The sequence below is a fragment of the Mesorhizobium loti CJ3sym genome (assembly GCF_000472785.1).
In the GTDB taxonomy this organism is placed as follows: Bacteria; Pseudomonadota; Alphaproteobacteria; order Rhizobiales; family Rhizobiaceae; genus Mesorhizobium; species Mesorhizobium loti_E.
Map to the genome: position 1 here is coordinate 453,031 of NZ_AXAL01000002.1, position 18,299 is coordinate 471,329.

19 protein-coding genes and 1 tRNA gene are annotated in these 18,299 nt (G+C 59.7%); 11 read left to right on the plus strand and 9 right to left on the minus strand.

The window, feature by feature from the left end; translation table 11 throughout:
* Nucleotides 1-297: 297 nt before the first annotated feature.
* Nucleotides 298-2,811, minus strand: a complete 2,514-nt coding sequence (locus A3A9_RS38390) for a caspase family protein (protein WP_051370788.1) — start codon at nucleotides 2,809-2,811, stop codon at nucleotides 298-300.
* A 218-nt stretch (nucleotides 2,812-3,029) separates the two neighbouring features.
* Here A3A9_RS38390 and proS point away from each other — a divergent pair, with 218 nt between their 5' ends.
* Genes proS through A3A9_RS0106805 form a run of 3 tightly spaced genes read left to right on the plus strand, consistent with a single transcriptional unit; the run spans nucleotide 3,030 to nucleotide 6,321 of the window.
* Nucleotides 3,030-4,358, plus strand: a complete 1,329-nt coding sequence (gene proS, locus A3A9_RS0106795) for a proline--tRNA ligase (RefSeq protein ID WP_027058104.1) — start codon at nucleotides 3,030-3,032, stop codon at nucleotides 4,356-4,358.
* Nucleotides 4,355-5,641, plus strand: a complete 1,287-nt coding sequence (locus tag A3A9_RS0106800) for a lipoprotein-releasing ABC transporter permease subunit (RefSeq protein ID WP_027058105.1) — start codon at nucleotides 4,355-4,357, stop codon at nucleotides 5,639-5,641. Before proS ends, A3A9_RS0106800 begins: the two co-directional genes overlap by 4 nt.
* Entirely contained in the window at nucleotides 5,593-6,321 is a 729-nt protein-coding gene (locus A3A9_RS0106805) for an ABC transporter ATP-binding protein (protein ID WP_202596352.1), read from the plus strand. Before A3A9_RS0106800 ends, A3A9_RS0106805 begins: the two co-directional genes overlap by 49 nt.
* Before the next feature lie 31 nt (nucleotides 6,322-6,352).
* Here the strand turns inward: A3A9_RS0106805 and A3A9_RS0106810 are convergent, their stop codons facing one another.
* Nucleotides 6,353-6,652, minus strand: a complete 300-nt coding sequence (locus A3A9_RS0106810; RefSeq protein ID WP_027058106.1) for a hypothetical protein — start codon at nucleotides 6,650-6,652, stop codon at nucleotides 6,353-6,355.
* 390 nt (nucleotides 6,653-7,042) lie between these two features.
* On the opposite strand from A3A9_RS0106810, the gene A3A9_RS0106820 reads away from it, so the two are divergent.
* Nucleotides 7,043-8,293, plus strand: a complete 1,251-nt coding sequence (locus tag A3A9_RS0106820; protein WP_027058107.1) for a peptidase M50 — start codon at nucleotides 7,043-7,045, stop codon at nucleotides 8,291-8,293.
* Between the two features lie 15 nt (nucleotides 8,294-8,308).
* On the opposite strand, the gene lipB is transcribed toward A3A9_RS0106820, so the two are convergent.
* Nucleotides 8,309-9,052, minus strand: a complete 744-nt coding sequence (gene lipB, locus A3A9_RS0106825; RefSeq protein WP_027058108.1) for a lipoyl(octanoyl) transferase LipB — start codon at nucleotides 9,050-9,052, stop codon at nucleotides 8,309-8,311.
* Nucleotides 9,053-9,279: 227 nt separating this feature from the next.
* Between lipB and A3A9_RS0106830 the strand changes: the two genes are divergently transcribed.
* A tRNA-Leu gene (locus A3A9_RS0106830) sits at nucleotides 9,280-9,364 on the plus strand.
* Between the two features lie 34 nt (nucleotides 9,365-9,398).
* Here A3A9_RS0106830 and A3A9_RS38395 read toward each other — a convergent pair.
* The 4 genes from A3A9_RS38395 to A3A9_RS38405 form a co-directional block, all read right to left on the minus strand.
* Nucleotides 9,399-10,463: a tyrosine-type recombinase/integrase gene (locus tag A3A9_RS38395; protein WP_051370790.1), complete on the minus strand. Its 1,065-nt coding sequence runs from the start codon at nucleotides 10,461-10,463 to the stop codon at nucleotides 9,399-9,401.
* 514 nt (nucleotides 10,464-10,977) lie between these two features.
* On the minus strand, nucleotides 10,978-11,802 hold the full coding sequence (locus A3A9_RS38400; RefSeq protein ID WP_051370792.1) for a terminase large subunit domain-containing protein: 825 nt from the start codon (nucleotides 11,800-11,802) through the stop codon (nucleotides 10,978-10,980).
* Nucleotides 11,803-11,811: 9 nt separating this feature from the next.
* Nucleotides 11,812-12,213, minus strand: a complete 402-nt coding sequence (locus tag A3A9_RS0106845) for a hypothetical protein (RefSeq protein ID WP_152536075.1) — start codon at nucleotides 12,211-12,213, stop codon at nucleotides 11,812-11,814.
* Nucleotides 12,214-12,504: 291 nt separating this feature from the next.
* Complete coding sequence (locus tag A3A9_RS38405) at nucleotides 12,505-13,275, minus strand: hypothetical protein (protein WP_027058110.1); 771 nt, start codon at nucleotides 13,273-13,275, stop codon at nucleotides 12,505-12,507.
* Between the two features lie 341 nt (nucleotides 13,276-13,616).
* Between A3A9_RS38405 and A3A9_RS0106860 the strand changes: the two genes are divergently transcribed.
* Nucleotides 13,617-14,276 (plus strand): hypothetical protein, encoded by a 660-nt coding sequence (locus A3A9_RS0106860; protein WP_027058111.1) that lies wholly within the window; start codon nucleotides 13,617-13,619, stop codon nucleotides 14,274-14,276.
* Here the strand turns inward: A3A9_RS0106860 and A3A9_RS0106865 are convergent, their stop codons facing one another.
* Entirely contained in the window at nucleotides 14,277-14,609 is a 333-nt protein-coding gene (locus tag A3A9_RS0106865; protein ID WP_027058112.1) for a hypothetical protein, read from the minus strand.
* 112 nt (nucleotides 14,610-14,721) lie between these two features.
* A complete protein-coding gene (locus A3A9_RS38410) occupies nucleotides 14,722-15,249 on the minus strand; it encodes a pentapeptide repeat-containing protein (protein WP_152536076.1) in 528 nt (175 codons plus the stop codon).
* Between the two features lie 294 nt (nucleotides 15,250-15,543).
* On the opposite strand from A3A9_RS38410, the gene A3A9_RS0106875 reads away from it, so the two are divergent.
* The 5 genes from A3A9_RS0106875 to A3A9_RS0106900 form a co-directional block, all read left to right on the plus strand.
* A complete protein-coding gene (locus A3A9_RS0106875) occupies nucleotides 15,544-15,768 on the plus strand; it encodes a hypothetical protein (RefSeq protein ID WP_152536077.1) in 225 nt (74 codons plus the stop codon).
* Nucleotides 15,769-15,783: 15 nt separating this feature from the next.
* Nucleotides 15,784-16,458: a phage replication initiation protein, NGO0469 family gene (locus A3A9_RS0106880; RefSeq protein ID WP_027058114.1), complete on the plus strand. Its 675-nt coding sequence runs from the start codon at nucleotides 15,784-15,786 to the stop codon at nucleotides 16,456-16,458.
* 2 nt (nucleotides 16,459-16,460) lie between these two features.
* A complete protein-coding gene (locus tag A3A9_RS43880) occupies nucleotides 16,461-16,715 on the plus strand; it encodes a hypothetical protein (RefSeq protein WP_152536078.1) in 255 nt (84 codons plus the stop codon).
* A complete protein-coding gene (locus tag A3A9_RS0106890) occupies nucleotides 16,702-16,920 on the plus strand; it encodes a hypothetical protein (RefSeq protein ID WP_027058115.1) in 219 nt (72 codons plus the stop codon). The genes A3A9_RS43880 and A3A9_RS0106890 overlap by 14 nt, the downstream gene beginning before the upstream one ends.
* 284 nt (nucleotides 16,921-17,204) lie before the next feature.
* Nucleotides 17,205-18,299, plus strand: a protein-coding gene (locus A3A9_RS0106900; RefSeq protein ID WP_152536079.1) for an IS3 family transposase whose coding sequence is annotated in 2 segments (ribosomal slippage) — nucleotides 17,205-17,454 and nucleotides 17,454-18,299 — 1,096 coding nt annotated over the 2 segments. Because the reading frame shifts where the segments join, the coding sequence is not laid out codon by codon here. This gene is flagged as partial in the annotation.

Sequence of the window (18,299 nt, forward strand, 5' to 3'; positions counted from 1 at the left end):
CGGCGGCAGCGAGTAACCGCGCCTAGATCGCATCCTCCCAAGACTTTGACCGCGTAGGAGAGCTGATTTTTCTCAACCCTCTCGGTTATCGCGGCACACTAGCCTAAGCCGAATGAAAATGTCACGAAGAATTTTGCCTCGAAACAGGCATTCTCGTGCTGCACTGCACAATAGAATGGCATGCTTTGCTTTCGAAACAACCAGCAGGCTTTTGCGGCATGTCCTGAATTGACGCGCGCAAAGAATTCGCGGCCAAATCAGAAGACATTCGGCCTCCTCCACACAATCGGCTGAATGCTATTTGGCGACGCCGGCCTCCGCCATTGCCTTTTCGACCATGCCGACCCAGACCTCGTTGGCCCCCGGCAGCCGTCCTTGCGATTTCAGGTCCGTCAACGCGGCCAGCGCGGCCTTGAAATTTGTCGAAGGGTCAACGCCAGCCACGGCAAGCTTGTAGCGGCTGAAGGCGGCATCGACCGTGCGCTGCGCATTGCCCGGGTCGGCTTGCAACTGCGTGCTGGCGATCACGAAACCGGCCTGGTACTCGGCAGCCGCGCCGGTCTTGTCGCCCTTGCTCATCAGCATATCGCCGATGCGGTTGTGGCCGACCGAAAGGTCGCGCTGCCATTCGGCATTGTCGTGGTCGAGCTCGGCCAAATATTCCGCAATGGCTTGCGCCGAACGGCGGTCGGCGAGCGCTCCATCAACATCTCCGGCCTCGGCGCGGGCGTCGGATATCTTGCCCAGCGCAAGTTCGAGGTCACGCCGCCATAGTGTGTTGCCGGGATCCCGCGCCACCAGCTTTTGCGCGATATCGACGCTGCGCTGGTAGGGTTCGAAAGCCTTTTCGTTGTGCCCCGTCAGCCGCTGCAGGTCGCCGATAGCGGTGAGGCTGACGGTGATGTCACGCTGCAGTTCGGTGTCATCAGGCAGCTTCTTTGCCAGCGCCTCGGTGATCTGCAAGGATACGTCATATTCGGCTATCGAGCCTTCCAGGTCGTTGGTCAGCCGGAGCGCCAGTCCGACCTTTGAATGGCTGACCGAAAGGTCGCGCCGAAAGCCGTCATTGTCAGGCGCTTGTTCGACCAGGAACTCGGCCACCTTGAGCGCAGAGCGGTAATTCGCCAGCGCGCCGGGTCCGTCGCCCGCAACCCGCATGGCGTCGCCGATGCGGTTGAAACAGACAGCGTAGTCGCGCAGATAGCCAAACGTGGGCTCCTTTTTGAGGATCGCCTTCATCGTGGCGAGAGCCTGCTGGTAAAGCGCGATCGCGCCGGCGGTATCGCCCATCGCCTTCTTGACGTCGGCCACCTTGTTTTGCGCCACGGCAAGGTCGCGCTGGTGGTCGATCTTGTCAGGCTCGGCGGCCGCGCGTTTCTCAGCGGACCGGACCATCGAATCATAGGCTTTGCCGGCTTCCTGCAAATGGCCGACGGTCGTTTCCAGCGTGCCGATCAGTTCCCAGGACAATGTCTGCTGGTAGCGCGCGTCGTCCGGTATCTGGAAACTCTCGACGTCAGCATAGAGCGCCACAGCCTTGCGGTAGTCCTCGATGGCGAGGTCGTAGCGCAATTGCGCCTGCGAGGCGCCGCCGGCTAAATAGTGCGTCGTTGCCTCCGACAGCGTGCGCTCGATGAAGCGGCTTTTCAGATCGTCGCGCGACTTGCCGTCGATATTAGCCGCCTTGCCAAGCAGTGCGCGTGCCTCGTCGAACGAGCCGAGTGCCAATTGCGCCTCGGCCTGTTGGCGCAGCGCCGTCACCTGCGGGTCGGAGGAGGCGAAGTTGCGCAGATCGGCCTGCACCTTGATGAAAGCGTCGGCCGCTTCCTGGAGTTTCTGCCGGCGCTGCCCTGGCGCCATCGCCTTGCCATCGGAGGTGATGAGCGCGGCGTATAGCGGCGCCAGCGGCATGTCGGCGTGGGCCGCCACCGTCTCGACCTCGACGCGCAGGTCCGGCGTGACATCGGCCATGGCGAGCAGCAGCCGATCGCGCTCGGGCAGGTCATCCTTGCTGGCCTGCGCGGCGAAGAAAAGCCGGGGCAACCCGCTCTCGACATAGGGAAGCTGCTTGCCGCGCGACAGATCGTAGACCTGCTGCTGCACCAGGGTCAGCACGGAGCGTATTTCCAGCCCGTCCGTGGGCAGGAACCTGGCCAATGCGGCTGAGAATTCGGAGTTGCCGGATGTGCCGTCAGACGCCGTCTGTCCGAGCGCCGCGGAGAAGGCGAACAGCACGTTTTCGGCAGCACCCATGCGTCCGAGCCCCGGCTTGGCCTGGGCTTTCACCTCCGGCGCGATGGATACCACGCCGCGTCCTTCGCCAGATTCGCCGTCTCCAGACTGGCTTCCCCCGGATTGGCCAAAAGGATCGTTGCGGCAAGCGTCGAGCACCACGAGGCCGATCTTGCCGACCGCGGTCACCGTCTCGCGCACCTCTTCGAGTGGAAGGGTTGTGGCCTTCAATCGGTCCAGCGAAGACGGATCGGCATCGACCGGCAGAAGGCGGTTGTCGCCCGCGATCTCGACGCCATGGCCGGAAAAATAGACCAGCGCGACATCGGCGCCGGCGGCATCGTTGCGAAAATCCTCCAGGGCGCGGCGCATGCGTTTCAGGTCGCGGTTCGCTTCGGTGGTGACGTCGAAGCCGAGTTTTTGCAGCGCGGCTTCGATCGTGCGGCTGTCGTTCACCGCGTTCTTCAGGGGACGCACATTGCGATACTCGTCGGCCGCGATAATCAGCGCGACCCGCCGCTCGGCGTGTGCCGCCGAGACGAAAAACACCGTCAGGATGACTGCCAGGAAAAACCGCAATGCCCCAATCCACCCCAAGCCGACAGCGTCCCACGGCTTTTCGGTGCAAGCAAGCCGGCTCGATATGATCCGGGAACTCAGGGATTGCGGGCATGACGGCGTCAATGTGCCGCCATGGCCGGGTTCCCATTGCGCCATGAAATGGCTATGAAGCCGGGTCAAGCAAGCCTGTGTCGCGCCGATTCTGGCGTGGCCGTTCCTCATTCACGGACCAGTCCATGCGTTTGTCGCGCTATTTCCTGCCCATCCTCAAAGAAAATCCGCGCGAGGCCGAGATCGTCTCGCACCGGCTGATGCTGCGTGCCGGCATGATCCGCCAGCAGGGGCAGGGCAGTTTCTCCTGGCTGCCACTCGGCAAGCGCGTGCTCGACAAGGTCTGCCAGATCATCCGCGAGGAGCAGAACCGCGCCGGCGCGCTGGAAATCCTGATGCCGACCATCCAATCGGCCGATCTGTGGCGCGAAAGCGGCCGCTATGACGACTATGGCAAGGAGATGCTGCGCATCAAGGATCGCCAGGATCGCGACATGCTCTACGGTCCGACCAATGAGGAAGTGGTCACCGAAATCGTCCGCGCTTACGTCAAATCCTACAAGGATCTGCCGCTCAACCTCTACCACATCCAGTGGAAATTCCGTGACGAGGTTCGGCCGCGCTTCGGCGTGATGCGCAGCCGAGAATTCCTGATGAAGGACGCCTATTCCTTCGACCTCGATTTCGAAGGCGCGAGAGCCGCCTATAACAGGATGTTCGTGTCCTATCTCAGGACTTTCACGCGCATGGGCCTGCAGGCGATCCCGATGCGGGCCGACACCGGGCCGATCGGCGGCGATCTCAGCCATGAATTCATCATCCTGGCCGACACCGGCGAAAGCCAAGTCTATTGTAATCGCGATTATCTGTCGCTCCAGGTGCCCGGTGAAAACACCGACTTCGCCAATGACGCCGAGATATCGGACATCGTCAAGACGTGGACGACGCCTTACGCCGCCACCGACGAAATGCATGACGAGGCGGCGTGGGACAAGCTCGGCGAAGCGGACCGTGTCTCGGCGCGGGGCATCGAGGTTGGCCACATCTTCCATTTCGGTGACAAATATTCCAAGCCCATGGGCGCCAAGGTGACCGGGCCCGACGGCAAGGATCATTTCGTCTCCGGTGGTTCCTACGGCATCGGCCCGTCGCGGCTTGTCGCGGCGATCATCGAAGCCAGCCATGACGAGAACGGCATCATCTGGCCGGACAGCGTGGCGCCGTTCGACATCGGCCTGATCAACATGAAGGTGGGCGACGCCGATTGCGACCGCGTCTGTGACGAACTCTATGCCGCCTTCACTGCTGCCGGCAAGGATGTGCTTTACGACGACACCGATCAGCGGCCGGGTGGCAAGTTCGCCACCGCCGACCTGATCGGCCTGCCCTGGCAAGTGATCGTGGGGCCGCGCGGTGTTGCGGCCGGCGAAATCGAGATCAAGAATCGCAAGACCGGCGAGCGCGAAACGCTGCCGCTGGCCGACGCGAAAAAGCGCTTCGGTGCTGCCGCATGATCGACGCGGCTGCGACAAGATCGGCGGGCGCCGGCCCGTTCTCCATCTTCGAACGCATGGTGGCGTGGCGCTATCTGCGCTCGCGGCGCAAGGAGACGGTAATTTCCGTCATCGCCTCGATCTCCTTCCTCGGCATCATGCTGGGGGTGGCGACGCTGATCGTGGTCATGGCCGTGATGAACGGGTTCCGCGCCGAGCTTTTGACGCGCATCCTCGGCGTCAACGGCCATTTGATCGTGCAGCCGCTCGATTCGCCGCTTGAGGACTACGCCCAGGTTGCCGGCCGCATCAACGGCGTGCCCGGCGTCAAATACGCCATTCCGCTGATCGACGGCCAAGTGCTGGCGCAAGGCAATGTCGGCGGCGGCACAGGCGCGCTGGTGCGCGGCATCAGGGGCGATGATCTCGGCAAGATCGCCATTGTCGCCAGCAACATCAAGCAAGGCACGCTCGCCGATTTCGATACGGGCGAGGGCGTCGCCATCGGCAAGCGCATGGCGGAGAATCTCGGCCTGACGCTCGGCGACACCATCACGCTGATCTCGCCCGACGGCGACGTGACGCCGATCGGTACGACGCCGCGCATGAAGGGCTACAAGATCGCGGCGATCTTCGAAGTCGGCATGTCGGAATATGACACTTCTATCGTCTACATGCCGTTCTCCGAGGCGCAGCTCTATTTCAACATGGATGGCCGCGCGCAGACGATCGAGATCTATGTCGACAATCCCGACGATGTCGACGCGCTGAAACCGAAGGTCGAAGAGGCAGCTCAGCGGCCGATCGACATGGTCGACTGGCGCCAGCGCAACGAGACCTTCTTTTCGGCTCTCCAGGTCGAGCGCAACGTCATGTTCATGATCCTGACGCTGATCGTGCTGGTGGCGGCGCTCAACATCATTTCCGGACTGATCATGCTGGTGAAGGACAAGGGGCACGACATCGCCATCCTGCGCACCATGGGCGCCTCACGCGGCGCCATCCTGCGCATCTTCCTGATGACGGGTGCTGCGATCGGCGTCACCGGCACGCTGGCCGGCGTGCTGCTCGGCGTCGTCATCTGCACCAACATCGAATCGATCCGCCAGTTCTTCTCGTGGATGACCGGCAAGGTGCTGTTTAACCCGGAACTCTATTTCCTCAGCCAGTTGCCGGCGAAGATGGATCCGCGCGAGACCACCTATGTCGTCATCATGGCGCTCGGCCTGTCCTTCCTGGCGACAGTGTTTCCGGCATGGCGGGCCGCCCGCCTCGATCCTGTCGAAGCCTTGAGGTACGAGTAGTGGCCGAGGTCATTATCGAACTGAAGAGCGTCGAGCGGCACTATGTCCAGGGGCCACGCAAGCTCACTATTCTCAACGGCGCCGATTTTGCGCTGAAGCGCGGCGAGATGGTGGCGCTGGTGGCGCCGTCTGGTACCGGCAAGTCGACGCTGCTGCATACCGCCGGCCTGCTCGAACGCCCCGACGCCGGCGATGTGATCCTGTCGGGCCGGGCCTGCGGGCGGCTGTCCGACGACGAGCGTACGTCAATCCGCCGCAACGATGTCGGCTTCGTCTACCAGTTCCATCATCTGCTGCCGGAGTTTTCCGCGCTGGAAAACATCATGATGCCGCAGCTGATCAAGGGGTTGAGCCGCAAGGAAGCGTCCGAGCGGGCGGCGCAATTGCTCGACTACATGCAGATCGGCAAGCGCGCGTCGCACCGGCCGTCCGAACTCTCCGGCGGCGAACAGCAGCGTGTCGCCATTGCACGCGCGGTCGCCAATGCGCCGCTGGTGCTTCTGGCCGACGAGCCAACCGGCAATCTCGACCCGGTCACCGCTTCCTATGTCTTCGACGCGCTGAGCGCGTTGGTCAAGCAATCGGGACTCGCCGCGCTGATCGCCACCCACAATCACGACCTGGCATCGCGCATGGACCGGCGTGTCACGCTCGCCGACGGCAAGGTTGTGCCGCTGTAGGGGTTCTGGTCTCTCCGAGAGTCACTCAGGGTTAGAACCGCCAATGGGCCTTAAGTGCGATCAGGGTGGAAGAGATCGCGATCAGCACAAGGATGAGCAGCCAGGTTACAAAGTTGCGCGATAGGCGCCACCGGCGGCCTTGCCTCATGCGCTTTCGCCAGCGATCGGCCTGATTGGCGCCTTGGTGTTGCCCCACGTCCATCACTCGGTAGTCGTACAGCTTGCCCACTATTGTCTCGGCTGAGATCGAGTGTAAGCAGGCGTTAATATGGCTTCCACTGGTGAAGAACCCGTAACGCTTGAAGCGCGCCAGGGACCGCGAAAGGCTCATCCGTAATGCTCCGGGACGATAGCCTGGCCCGACATGTTCCCTGACTTGTTGATAGGTGTCGGGCCGTCAACCTTTTCTTAACCCTGCCGATTTGATCGCCCGGAGATTCCGTCCTCAGGCGGATTTCGCTCGTTGACTTTGAAACAAAATTAGAACAAATTAAGAACATATCAACAACAGGAGAGAGTTATGACCGATCTGGTTCAGGATGTCATCTCGCTGGTTTGCATGAGCACATTCCTCATTTCCATGGCGATCTGGATCGGCGCCATGTGATTTGGCGGCTCTCGCCGCCTTCGCTTCCGGCGGACAAAGAGACCGTATTGCCGTTAAGCCTTTCTTGCCGCAGCGACGCTAGGGTGCGTCTCCAAGGCAGGGAGCAACGTCCAGGTGTCGCCCATCGTCACGGCCATTCTGGTGGCCAGCAATCTCGGGCTGATCTTTCTCTTGATGACCGTGCCGCTCGGTTTGCGCACGGTCAGCTCCAGCCGCGTGATCACCGCAGACCGCCAGCGCCTCTGGCAGACGCTGTGGCCGCTTGGCAGCGATGCCGGCTGGGCCGGTGAGATCCTGTCGGCGCAGCCGCTGGACGGGCAAAGCGAGGCCCGCATCATGCTGTCGTGGGAAGGCCGCGACGGCAAGCCGATCGAGCGCCGGGCGCGGTTCGAAGACATTGTCGAGGGCAGCCGATTCGCGATGCGCGTCATCGAGGACACCGCGCTCGATGCCTCGTTCTGGAAAGACTATCGCGAAACCACCGAACTCGTCTCCGAAGGCAATGGCACGCGGGTGACGCTCAGCCGGACGGACCGCTATCGTGGCGTTGCCTTCCTGGTGTTCCGGTACTTCGCCATGCGCCGTGAGTTGTCCAAGCTGCAGCGTTGGGCTGTGACAGGGCAGTACCGCAAGGGCGGCTGGTTCGAGCATCCGCTGAGCCAGGTTGGCTTTGCCGCGCTGTCGGCATTGATCCTGTGGCCGTTCTTCGGCCTCCATCTCGGCGGGCTGGCACTGGCCTCGATCCTGACCTCGGTCGTGGCCCTGCACGAGCTTGGCCACATGGCGGCTTTCCGCTTGATGGGCCACCGCAAGGCGCGGATGATCTTCATTCCGCTGCTTGGCGGCATCGCCATTGGCGGCCGGCCCTACAACAGCCGTTTCGAAGTGGCCTTCGTGGCGCTGATGGGGGCAGGTTTCTCCGCCTTCCTGGTGCCGATCGCCATCGCCGCCAGCACGTTTGCAGGCGCGGAGGGACACCGGCTGGCGGCGGTGCTGCTGGCGACGCTGGCAGGCTTTGTCGCCCTGTTCAACATCGCCAATCTGGTGCCGGTGTGGAAGTTCGACGGCGGCCAGGTGCTGCGCCAGATCTGCCCGGGGCCGATCGCGTTGGCGCTGGCCTCATTCTTCCTGCTCTCGGCTTTCCTGGCGGTGGGCTGGCAGGCCGGCTTCTCCTCCGGCTTTCTGCTCGCGACAGGAGCGGTCTTTTCAATCCTCAGCCTGCTGACCATGGGCAGCGGGGTAAAGCCGCGTTACGAGCTGAAGCCGATCCGCACCGTCGACCGCTTCGCCATGGCTGGCGCGTTGCTGGCGGTGTTCGCCATCCATGGCTGCGGTGTCCTGTGGGCGGCATCGCAGTTGATTTGAGTTGCTTCCAAGGGTTCAACCGGCCTTGCGCGCTGCTTCGGCAGGCAAAGCCGTGGCTGGGCCGAAAACATCCTCGAAGGCGGATTTCAGCGCCAGATCAAGGTCGGCCATGCCGACGGGAAGGCCAAGGTCGACGAGGCTGGTGATGCCGTGGTCCTGCACGCCGCAGGGCACGATACCGCTGAAATGCGCGAGCTCCGGCTCGACGTTGATGGCGATGCCGTGAAAGCTCACCCAGCGCCGCAGCCTGATGCCTATTGCGGCGATCTTGTCCTCCGCCGGCGAGCCGTCCAGCAAGGCAGGGCGATCGGGCCGCACCACCCAGACGCCAACCCGGTCCTCGCGGCGCTCGCCATGGACGTTGAAGGCAGCAAGCGTGCCGATGATCCACTGTTCGAGCGCGGCGACGAAAGCGCGCACGTCCTCGCGCCGCCGCTTCAGGTCGAGCATGACGTAGGCAACCCGCTGGCCCGGCCCATGATAGGTGTATTCGCCGCCGCGTCCGGCCGCGAAGACCGGAAACCGGTCAGGCTCGATCAAATCCTCGATGCGGGCACTGGTGCCGGCGGTGTAGAGCGGGGGATGTTCGACCAGCCAGACCATTTCGCCGGCGGCCCCGCTGCGGATCGCCTCGGCGCGCGTCTCCATGAAGGCGATCGCATCGGGATAGGCGGTGAGATCAGGCTCGATCCGCCATTCGACCGGTGCCGAACCGGGGAGCGGCAGGAACGACGTGGCAATCTGGCTGCGTTCTGGCATGGCTTTTCGTTTTTCGCTTATGCCGCCGCGATCCGCTTGCACTTTCGGGCGACATGCATCTGCCTCCCATATGGCGTCAATCGCTCAAAACGTCCAGTTCCTGCGCCGTATTCCAATCCTGTGGACCGTTATGCCAATCGGTTGAGATTATTGCTTGCCGCGCACTTGTTTCGCCGGAAACGATTTGCTACACGCCGCGAGCCGGTCGGTTCCGGCTCCTACCACGTGCGGTCGTGGCGGAATTGGTAGACGCGCAGCGTTGAGGTCGCTGTGGGGCAACCCGTGGAAGTTCGAGTCTTCTCGACCGCACCATTTAGTTTTCGGGCTATTGAAATCATTGCTAATTTTATGAATTTCCCCGCACCAGCTCTATTTGGTGCGGGCGTTGGGCGTTCTCGATCTTTTCTGAAGCCTGTTTCGCGAGCCGCTTCCGGTCGGCTGTCTTGGTATAGAGCGAAGCCATTGTCCCTCCCGTCCAACCGAATAAAGCTTCGAGTTCACGCATGGTCACGCCTGCTTCGGCAGCCCTAACGGCTCCGATCTTACGAACTCCATGCGCTGACTTCTTCACGCGAGCCGCATTGCAAGCTGCCCGGAACATGTTTCCGAACGATTCTTTGGTGAGCGGTCGTCCATTCTCTCCAACGATGAATGCCAGATCCCCAGTAGGACCTTCCGCCAGTGTTTGGGCTAAGGCCGGCAGGATTGGAATATTGACCTCAGTGTTAGTTTTCTCGGTCGTCAGTGTGGCCACGCCGTTGCGAACATGCTGACGTCCAACTGTCACAGCGTCGCCCCGACGCAATCCGGTGTAAAGGAGGACGTGCAACCAGACGCGTTCCTTTGTTCCGGAAGGCCACCGCTCCTCATATGCAGAAACGTCGTCTTCGGTCCACGCTTCGAAGCCGCCACCCTTTGGCCGGCTCGGGTTCATAACGCCAACCGTCGGATCGAGAGAAATGATCTCTGCATCCAAAGCCCAGCGGAATAAACCACGCATAGCGTCAAGAAAGTTCCTCGCCTGTGCTGGTGTATTCGACCGATCCTCTCGACCGTTGATGATCGCCTTTCGCGTTATCGCCCGATATGAGTGGTGGCCAGCCTTCTCCACAACTCCTTTGAATATGTTATCACGTTGGCGCCGCGTCGCTTCGGAGAGGCACCTGTAGGCGTTTGTCTCTCGGTAGCGCGTGACAAGCCATTTAAGGGTGTTGACGCCCGCTACGGCCCGCTTTTGCGGAGCTGTGCCCGCAAGTGCGTCCGAGTATGCCTGATGGAAGTCGGAATGACCGAGCATTGGCAGCCGGATGCGCGACCCCTTATCCCTCCGAAAATAGAAAACGAGCTTGCCGTGTCGAGTGCGCTCGCGCGATACGAAGGGTGGGAGTTTTTTCGGCATGACGTCGTTCAAAGCCTAATTTCGTCTATTTCGCGTGGAGACGTGACTGGTTCCGCATGACATTTAGGAATCAATCTGAAACGTGTGCCGCCGATCTCGACCTCGACCACGCCATGCTCAGCATCGGCAGCTCGCAATAATGCCCTCGCCTGACGCTGGGAGATCGCGAGTGAGCGCGTCACCCTACATTCCAATTGGGCAAGAAACACTGGGAAATGGCGTGTCTTTCGAGAGAGGGGCGTATACCGCACATAGCGTCACCTTGGGATCCAATTAAAACTCTACCTCAGATATGTCGTGGGCTAGAGCTTCTAAGAGGCGGTGAGGGGTAGTCTATTAGGGACAGGTTTTTAGCCCGCTTTGAGAAAGCTGTAACTTGGCGCTTCGCTTGTGGGGGAGCTGAAATAGGTTGCGCTTCGTCGTTAAACAATAGTCGCCGCGCCGGCAAAATGACCAATGTCCGGGATTTGCATATTCGTATGAGCTGCAAGTGGACCCGCCGCACTGAGTTCTAACTATTCCCGTTCTAAAAGCGAGTGTTCGAAGTGGTGAAGCCCGCGGCGTCAAGAGCATGCAGCACCGTCCAGTCGACGGACTTGGCCAAGTCGCCGCCGAATACGATCGGTGCGCTGTATGATAACGGTGCGATATTCTGGCGGATGAACGACAGCCCAAACGGGTTGCCACCGTCGTCGGACGGCTCGCAGAGATACAGCTCGCGAAAGACGGCATCGGGCAGGGCGCGGCGGGCGTCATCAAGCTCCTCTTGGGGGAAGACGCCGGCGGCGACGGCATCTAGAGCCGTGATTTTGCGGAAGATGTGCCCCTGTTCACCAGCCTCTGCCTTGCGGCGGCCGATGTAGAACCAGTTCTTGCGGCCTTTGACGTTCCCGATGAGGCGAAGCTTGCCGCGAGTGGCGGTGAGCGTTGAGCGGATGGCATAGAAAGCCTCCACCCGCATCCGGCTGGCTTCGTCCATCACCGCCGCCCAGACATTCTCCCCATAGAGGCTGTCCGCGTTCTCGCCTGACTTGAAGCGAATGACGGCGCCATTAATGAGAACGATATGCTCATCGCCCTTGCTGGAGATGATCCGACGGACAAAGTAGGGATCAATGCCACGCTTGATGCGGTTGAAAGCGATGGCCGCCACGGAGGAGATTGGCGCAATCCACCAGAACTCGCGCCCCTCTTTGCCTAGAAAGATTGCCTGCTCGACAATCCATGCCATACACGACACGGTTTTGCCGGACTTGGTGGAGCCTTCGATCCATGCGTAGCGGAAGTCGTTGAAAAACGCCTCAGATTGAAGCTTGTAGAGCTTGGGACGCTGGTAAACGTAGGCTGCCACGCATGGCGACTAACGGTTATCGATTTTGAGCAGGAATGTCGGAGGAGCCTTCTGATCAGCGGAATGCTCGACTTCCTGTTTGTCGCGCCAGTTCAGGAATCGGTTTTTCATGCTGAAGATGTAGGTGGTGGCGTTAAAGTCCTTGCCCATGAAGATGCCGCGCTTGCGAGCCTGAGCCCACCAAGCTTCAGCAAGCTGGCGACCTTCCTTTACGGCTTCCGAAAATATGGGCTCGCGCTCTTGCAAATCGTCCCATAACCCATTGCTCATGGCGCGGGCTGGCTCAATGGCGAGTGCAACCTTCACCTCAGCATCACATCCACCCTCACCATAGATGGAGTGCATGATGTCGCGCCAATTAGGGGCTAAATCTTCGAGCGTGACGAGAGGGCGGCCAACAGAGGTATTCACCCTTATACCCCTACGGCATAAGCAGCCACCCGCCAACAATTACGTTTGACACCAATAAGGAATAGCGAGACGCTAAACCACTTAATCAATCGCAAGAGAATACTATGGTTTTTATCGCAAACGTCGGAGACTTGATTTTTGGCGTCGCAAACATGGGCTACAACCAAGCCAAGGCCAACCGGACGCCGAGCACTTCCTCAATTCGAAGTCCGCCCTCCAATAAGCGCTATACCTGATAGAAAAGAGGCCCCAAGCGGGGCCTTCTTCATGATCTGTAACCGTTGCGCCGACCTAGGTTAGGCGGAGGGTGCCATCGTCCGCCGAGATATGTTTCCGAATGATGGAGGCAACATCAAGGTTCCCCTGAGCTTCAAAATCTTTGGCAATTGAGGGCAACAAGCGAGCGTAGCCGATATCTTTTATAACCTTGATCCAAGCCAGGACTGCTTCATCACTCTGGTCGATACCCAGCGGCGGCACTGGAAACATCTCGGTTTCAGCCTGCGCTTCGTCCGTCGGTGGCGCAATTTGGGCGGCCCGAGTTGATGTAATCCTGCGCAGGGCGGTCGAATCCTTCCGCATCTCCCGCTGCAACTTTATGTTTTCCCTAATCACTGAAGCTTGGCCGGGCTGGAGGTTTATCTCGATGCTCTCTCCCTTATCATCGCGACTGTATTTCAGTCCGAAGGCAGCCCCTTGCTCCGCTGATATCTTGACCATCCTCTCGGCCGATTTCATCACCGGCGATTGGTGCTGGTGCGCATCTCCTTCAGTTGGTGGCAGTTTCGAGGAATTGAGAAAATTCTTCACCTGCTTTGCGAATGAGGACAGCTTCTCCCCTGCCGCAAGCACAGATGAAACCGCCTCTGCACCACCTCCCAAGGCACTAAGCGCGTCCTGCAGGTGCATCCAGGTCGATCCTGTCTCAAGACGGGCAATAACTAATTCGCCCCCGGTAGCCCGACGGTAATCGGCACCAAGTTCTTCAAGAAGTTTTCCCAACTCGGACACTGGCAATGGTCGATGATTCTGAAAGAAGATCACTAAGGTATCGTCCGCCATGGATTTCCACCGCCCGATCGTAAAGCCAGCCCCCCATCGGACTTGGCACCAGTCGTTTACTCGAAAAAATGAGCATGTTCGAGACTAAAGGCGCTTCCCAACACGATTTTCCTGAAGGTCTACTGAACGTCGCCGGCCGCTCGCTGGTCGACAGAAATTCCACGAAGTTCAGCGCTCCAATGATCGTTATGGCGCTCTGAACATATTCGGCGTCTGTCCGACGGGTTTCCAATATTCCGGCACCTAGCGGGGGATCCCTTCAATCTGGCGAAGGAGGGCGGCTTTCGCTTGATCCCTTCTCATGGCATCCTCCGCGGTCATTTGCAGAGGGGGAACGGGCAATGGCGGTCTACCAGCAGGAACCAGCATCAGGCAGTGGCCAGCTCGCCAGGTCGCTGTTGATTTTAGGATTAGGCCTGGCGCTGACATTCCTGGGAGCATATCAGGTTTCGCAAGTGCCCCAGACACGGAGCGAATTGATTGCCGACCTCAGGGACAATCAGGCGGTTATCGAAGATCTGAGTGGCCAAGTTGAGGAAGCTAATAGGCAGGCCGAGGCTGTGATAGCGAGTTTGACCAATGTGCGAACCGGTATTGAGGCGCTGACGGTAAATCAGACCGTTGATGAGAAAACAAAGTTCATGCTTCTGGGAACGCTTACGGACGCTTCGGCGAAGCTGGAGGCCCTTAAGTCTGGTTCGCAGGAAATGCTGAAAACCCACGAGCAAACCTTCCTGCCTGATACGTTATCCCTAATATCCAAGGCCGAAGCTGCGACCAAGAAGCGGCTGCCGCCAGCGACGCAGCCAGACCCATGGTATCTGAGACCGGCGAACAGACTTTATGTCTTCGGCATTATTGGGCTAGCCATTGGCGGCATCCTACTGGCGTTGCATGCGATGACTTCTGACGACGCCAAGCGCAAATGGTACGAAAAGGCCATGGCTAACGTCGGCACATTTCTGTCAGGCCTGTGGACTGGCAGTGTTTTGCTTTCGTAATTATAGCCGGCCACGGACAACCGCCCGCCGTTCGCCGGGCTTCTTGCCTGTCCAGTAATGCATCCGGTAGTGACCGCGCCCGGAATGGTTCGGCACCTTGAAATGCCCGCGAAGATTGTCGGCGCGGTAGAGATACCCCTGACGTCGTAGCCGCGTGAACATCTTGTGCGCGTCGGTCGTGCCCATGTGAAGCACGGTGCGGGCGTCGATTACCCCGTGCTTGACCAGGTGAGCGATGACACGGGCCTGCACGCCCATCTGATGTTCGGTAGGCGGGAGAGGGCGCTTGCCCAGCATGAAGCCGGGGAGAGCGAAGAATTGCCCGAGGTTCATGACCGGCCTCCTTCGCAGAAATGGGAGTCGGAGAAGCTAATCGCCAATGCAACGCCGATAATGGTCAGACTCACCATTGCCGAGACAATGAACAAGATCGATAGAACGTGTCTCATCGGCCTGCCTCCCCTTGGAGACGCACCTTGGTGCCCGCAGCGATGAGGCCCATAAACTCATCAATCCACTCAACAACCAGCTTTGCGGGCTGGCTATTGGTCGGCGTATCCCCCTTACGAATAGCCAGGAAGAAGCGCTCGGCTAGGGAGTCTGAGTTGGGTTGGATTCCGCCCATGTCGCGGTATTTGCAGCCGCGCACATTAGCGATAGTGCCACACAGGCACGCGCAAGGACCGTGGTAGGTCGAACCATCCACGTTGCCTTCAATAAGCGATTTGCGGAGCGCCGGCACTTCGGGGATGGCGTTGAGCAGGATTCCCCAGATGTCGTGTTTGATGTAGCGCAGGTCCGCCTTCGACAGGTCCGCCCACGACAGGTCCGCCTTCGACAGGTTCGCCTTCGCGGCTAGCGCCGCGCGGACTGCCATCCCTAGCTTGAGGGAATAGCTGGCATCGTCTCCGCAATTAATCTCTGCTGCAAAAACCACCGCGCCATTGAAGCGGTGCATAATATCAAATTTCACGTCTCCGTCTTTGTGTTGATTGAACTGGTTTAACTAAATCGCCAACGCGGCCAGCAGCAGGCCAGCGCAGGTTGCCCAGGCATAATCCGCCAAGCGGTCGCGCCACGTATCGGGTAGTTTGATAGGGTTATAGGTCATGTCTTTATTCCTTATTGGTTGGTAGTAATAGGATGCTGACCCGTATTTATAATAGTGTAAATAGGTTTCGCGAAATATATTTTAAGTATTGCTTGCCATAGTGTCGAATATACCTCACCATGCTTATACCCAATAACCAATAGGAGGGAATAAGGCATGCAGACACAAGGGATGCCATCACTGGTGACAATCATGCAGGAGGCTAAAGCCCGTGCAAACGAAAGGCGCTGGAACGAGAATGTGGGAGAGCTGGTCGACCTGATTGACCGGCTGTCCGCCGAACGCAGCCCGGCAGCACTGGTCGAGGCCGTCCGCAAGCGCGGCTACAATATCGAAGCCGACACCGGGATGCTTGAGCGTCGCGGGATGAACATCAACTAAGAGGAAGAGCCGCAAATGGCTAAAATGAAAATGACCAGCAGCGGCGGGAGCTTCCAAGACCCGCAAGCTGGAACCTTCGCGGGTGTGTGTGTCCGCGTAATAGACCTAGGAACCCAAGAGCAGGAGTGGGAGGGCATTAAGTCCAACAAGCGCCAGCTTATGCTCGGCTGCGAGCTTCACGGCGACAGCGTGGACAGTGACGCTTCCGGTTTCATGACTGACGAGCTGGGCCAGATCGACCCTAGCAAGCCGTTCCTTGTGTCTGCGTGGCTCACCGCCTCATTCCATGAGGAAGCGACGCTTCGGAAGTATATGGAGAGCTGTTGTGGAACACCCTACACCGAGCAGCAGATTGCCGAGTTCGAGGCTGATGGTTTTGATTGGGCTCTAATGCTCGGGGTGCCCTGCATGGTCAAGATGGGTTTGAACAAGAAGGGCAAGGTGAAGATTCAGGGCATCAACCGTCTGCAAAAGAATCTGACGGCACCGGTGCCGGTGAACAAGCCTATCGCGTTCTCGCTCGATGAGTACGACCAGGCGACGTTCGACGCCCTGCCGCATGGTATCCGTGACATCATCGCGAAGTCGCCGGAGTGGAAGGCATTAAATGGCGTCCCGGTCGCAGGAGCGGCACCCGTCGCTAAGCAGGCGGCCGAAGGCGCGCCATTCGATGATGAAATCCCTTTCTAGGGATGGAAGATCCGCGTCATAATGTGGGTGGTTCACCGCCACCCACGAAAGCGGACGAGCTACAACGCCGCAGAGACGAGTGGCTATTCGCCGAAAACGTCCGCACAGAGTCCTACCGCGCCTTTATGGATGCCAACAAGAATTCCCCGTTCCGGCACGAGCTGAATGCCGCCGAAGTGCGGGAGAAGGCAGCGCATGACCGCTACAAGCGCGCGCTGCAAACCAACAATGAAAGCCTGAATAATGACCATCACTAAAATCAAACCCGACGGGTCGAAGCCGCAGCGCCGCATCGTTCTGGACCTAATGATCCGGCCGCAACTGCGCGAAGTGGTTGCGCGCCTTCGCCGGAAGACCGGGATGCTTCACGACGTGGACATCATCATGATTGCTCTAAAGCAGTTCGATACGGCATTCCCGGAGGCGACTGCGCAAGGCACTACAGCAACGCCGGTGCGGTAAGATGCACGGCGCGGAATATCGACGCTTGCAAGATATCGGGACGGAGCAGGGGACACTTATTGCGCGCCTGGTCGAGTTGAAGGCCGAGGAGGATGCGATACATGCCCGCAATCGTGGCACTTGGCTGAGAGAGCGCCCTGTACGCGAATCCTTACCGATGGCTCCGGCGCTACCAGCCGCTCCAGAAACAGTAGAGCCGTCCCAACGGCGGAAGTCCGCCCCGTGGCCTGCTGCCGGTTTCGTGGACACCGAGATAAGGTGTTTAACGGAACTGGAGAGTGGAAATGCAGAGAAGGAAGTTTAGCCGCGAGTTCAAGCTTGAGGCAGTGAGGCTAGTGAAGGATCGGGGCGTAGCGGTGGCGCAGGCGGCCCGTGATCTTGATCTCCATGAGAATGTACTGCGCAAATGGATCCGCGAGACCAGCGTTGATCCGCAGCATGCCTTCCCCGGTCATGGGCAGATGAAGCCGGAGCAGCAGGAGATCGACCGGCTGCGCAAGGAAGTGGCCAAGCTCAAGGCGGAGCGCGACATCCTAAAAAAGGCCGCAGCCTACTTTGCGAGAGAAGTGACATGAGGTTCGCTTTCATCGCGAGGCACCGGAACATCTGGCCGGTGGCATGGCTATGCGACGCGCTGGATGTGTCCCGCTCAGGCTTTCATGCCTGGCTCAACCGCAGTCCCAGCGCTCGTTCCCGGCATGACGAGATACTCGTTTCCCGCATCGACCGAAGCTTCAAGAGCAGCGACCGCACCTATGGCGCGCGTCGTGTGTGGCACGATGTTCTGGCCGAGGGTCTTTCCTGCGGGCTGCATCGTGTCGAGCGGCTGATGCGGGAGAATGGTCTGCGGGCCCGGCCTCGTCGCCGTGGACTGCCGAAGGACACCGGGCAGCGAGCCGCAGTGTCGGACAATCTCCTCGACCGCGCATTCGAGGCATCGGCGCCGAACCAGAAGTGGGTCGCGGACTTCACCTACATCTGGACCGCGGAAGGTTGGCTCTACGTTGCCGCTGTCGTCGACCTGTTCTCTCGGCGTGTCGTCGGCTGGGCAATGAAGGCCGAGATGACGGCGCAGCTCGTCACTGACGCCCTGATCATGGCGATCTGGCGCAGGGGCAAGCCTGACAGCCTGCTGCATCACTCAGACCAGGGATCGCAATACACGAGCGAGCAGTTCCAGCGGCTCATGGCCGATCACGGCATCACCTGCTCAATGAGCAGGTCGGGCAATGTCTGGGATAATGCTGCGATGGAGAGCTTCTTCTCGTCGCTTAAGACCGAGCGCACGGCGCGCAAGGTCTACAGGACGAGGGATGACGCCAGGGCGGATGTGTTCGATTACATCGAGCGCTTCTATAACCCTCGGCGAAGGCACTCGA

Bases quoted from the DNA above. Each gene is read 5' to 3' on its own strand.
- A3A9_RS0106800 (WP_027058105.1), top strand. From the start codon at position 4,355: ATGATCGACGCGGCTGCGACAAGATCGGCGGGCGCCGGCCCGTTCTCC.
- lipB (WP_027058108.1), bottom strand. From the start codon at position 9,052: ATGCCAGAACGCAGCCAGATTGCCACGTCGTTCCTGCCGCTCCCCGGT.
- A3A9_RS0106810 (WP_027058106.1), bottom strand. From the start codon at position 6,652: ATGAGCCTTTCGCGGTCCCTGGCGCGCTTCAAGCGTTACGGGTTCTTC.
- A3A9_RS38405 (WP_027058110.1), bottom strand. From the start codon at position 13,275: ATGGCGGACGATACCTTAGTGATCTTCTTTCAGAATCATCGACCATTG.
- A3A9_RS0106805 (WP_202596352.1), top strand. From the start codon at position 5,593: ATGGCGGGCCGCCCGCCTCGATCCTGTCGAAGCCTTGAGGTACGAGTA.
- A3A9_RS0106860 (WP_027058111.1), top strand. From the start codon at position 13,617: ATGGCGGTCTACCAGCAGGAACCAGCATCAGGCAGTGGCCAGCTCGCC.
- A3A9_RS43880 (WP_152536078.1), top strand. From the start codon at position 16,461: ATGGAAGATCCGCGTCATAATGTGGGTGGTTCACCGCCACCCACGAAA.
- A3A9_RS0106880 (WP_027058114.1), top strand. From the start codon at position 15,784: ATGGCTAAAATGAAAATGACCAGCAGCGGCGGGAGCTTCCAAGACCCG.
- A3A9_RS0106875 (WP_152536077.1), top strand. From the start codon at position 15,544: ATGCAGACACAAGGGATGCCATCACTGGTGACAATCATGCAGGAGGCT.
- A3A9_RS0106890 (WP_027058115.1), top strand. From the start codon at position 16,702: ATGACCATCACTAAAATCAAACCCGACGGGTCGAAGCCGCAGCGCCGC.
- A3A9_RS0106865 (WP_027058112.1), bottom strand. From the start codon at position 14,609: ATGAACCTCGGGCAATTCTTCGCTCTCCCCGGCTTCATGCTGGGCAAG.
- proS (WP_027058104.1), top strand. From the start codon at position 3,030: ATGCGTTTGTCGCGCTATTTCCTGCCCATCCTCAAAGAAAATCCGCGC.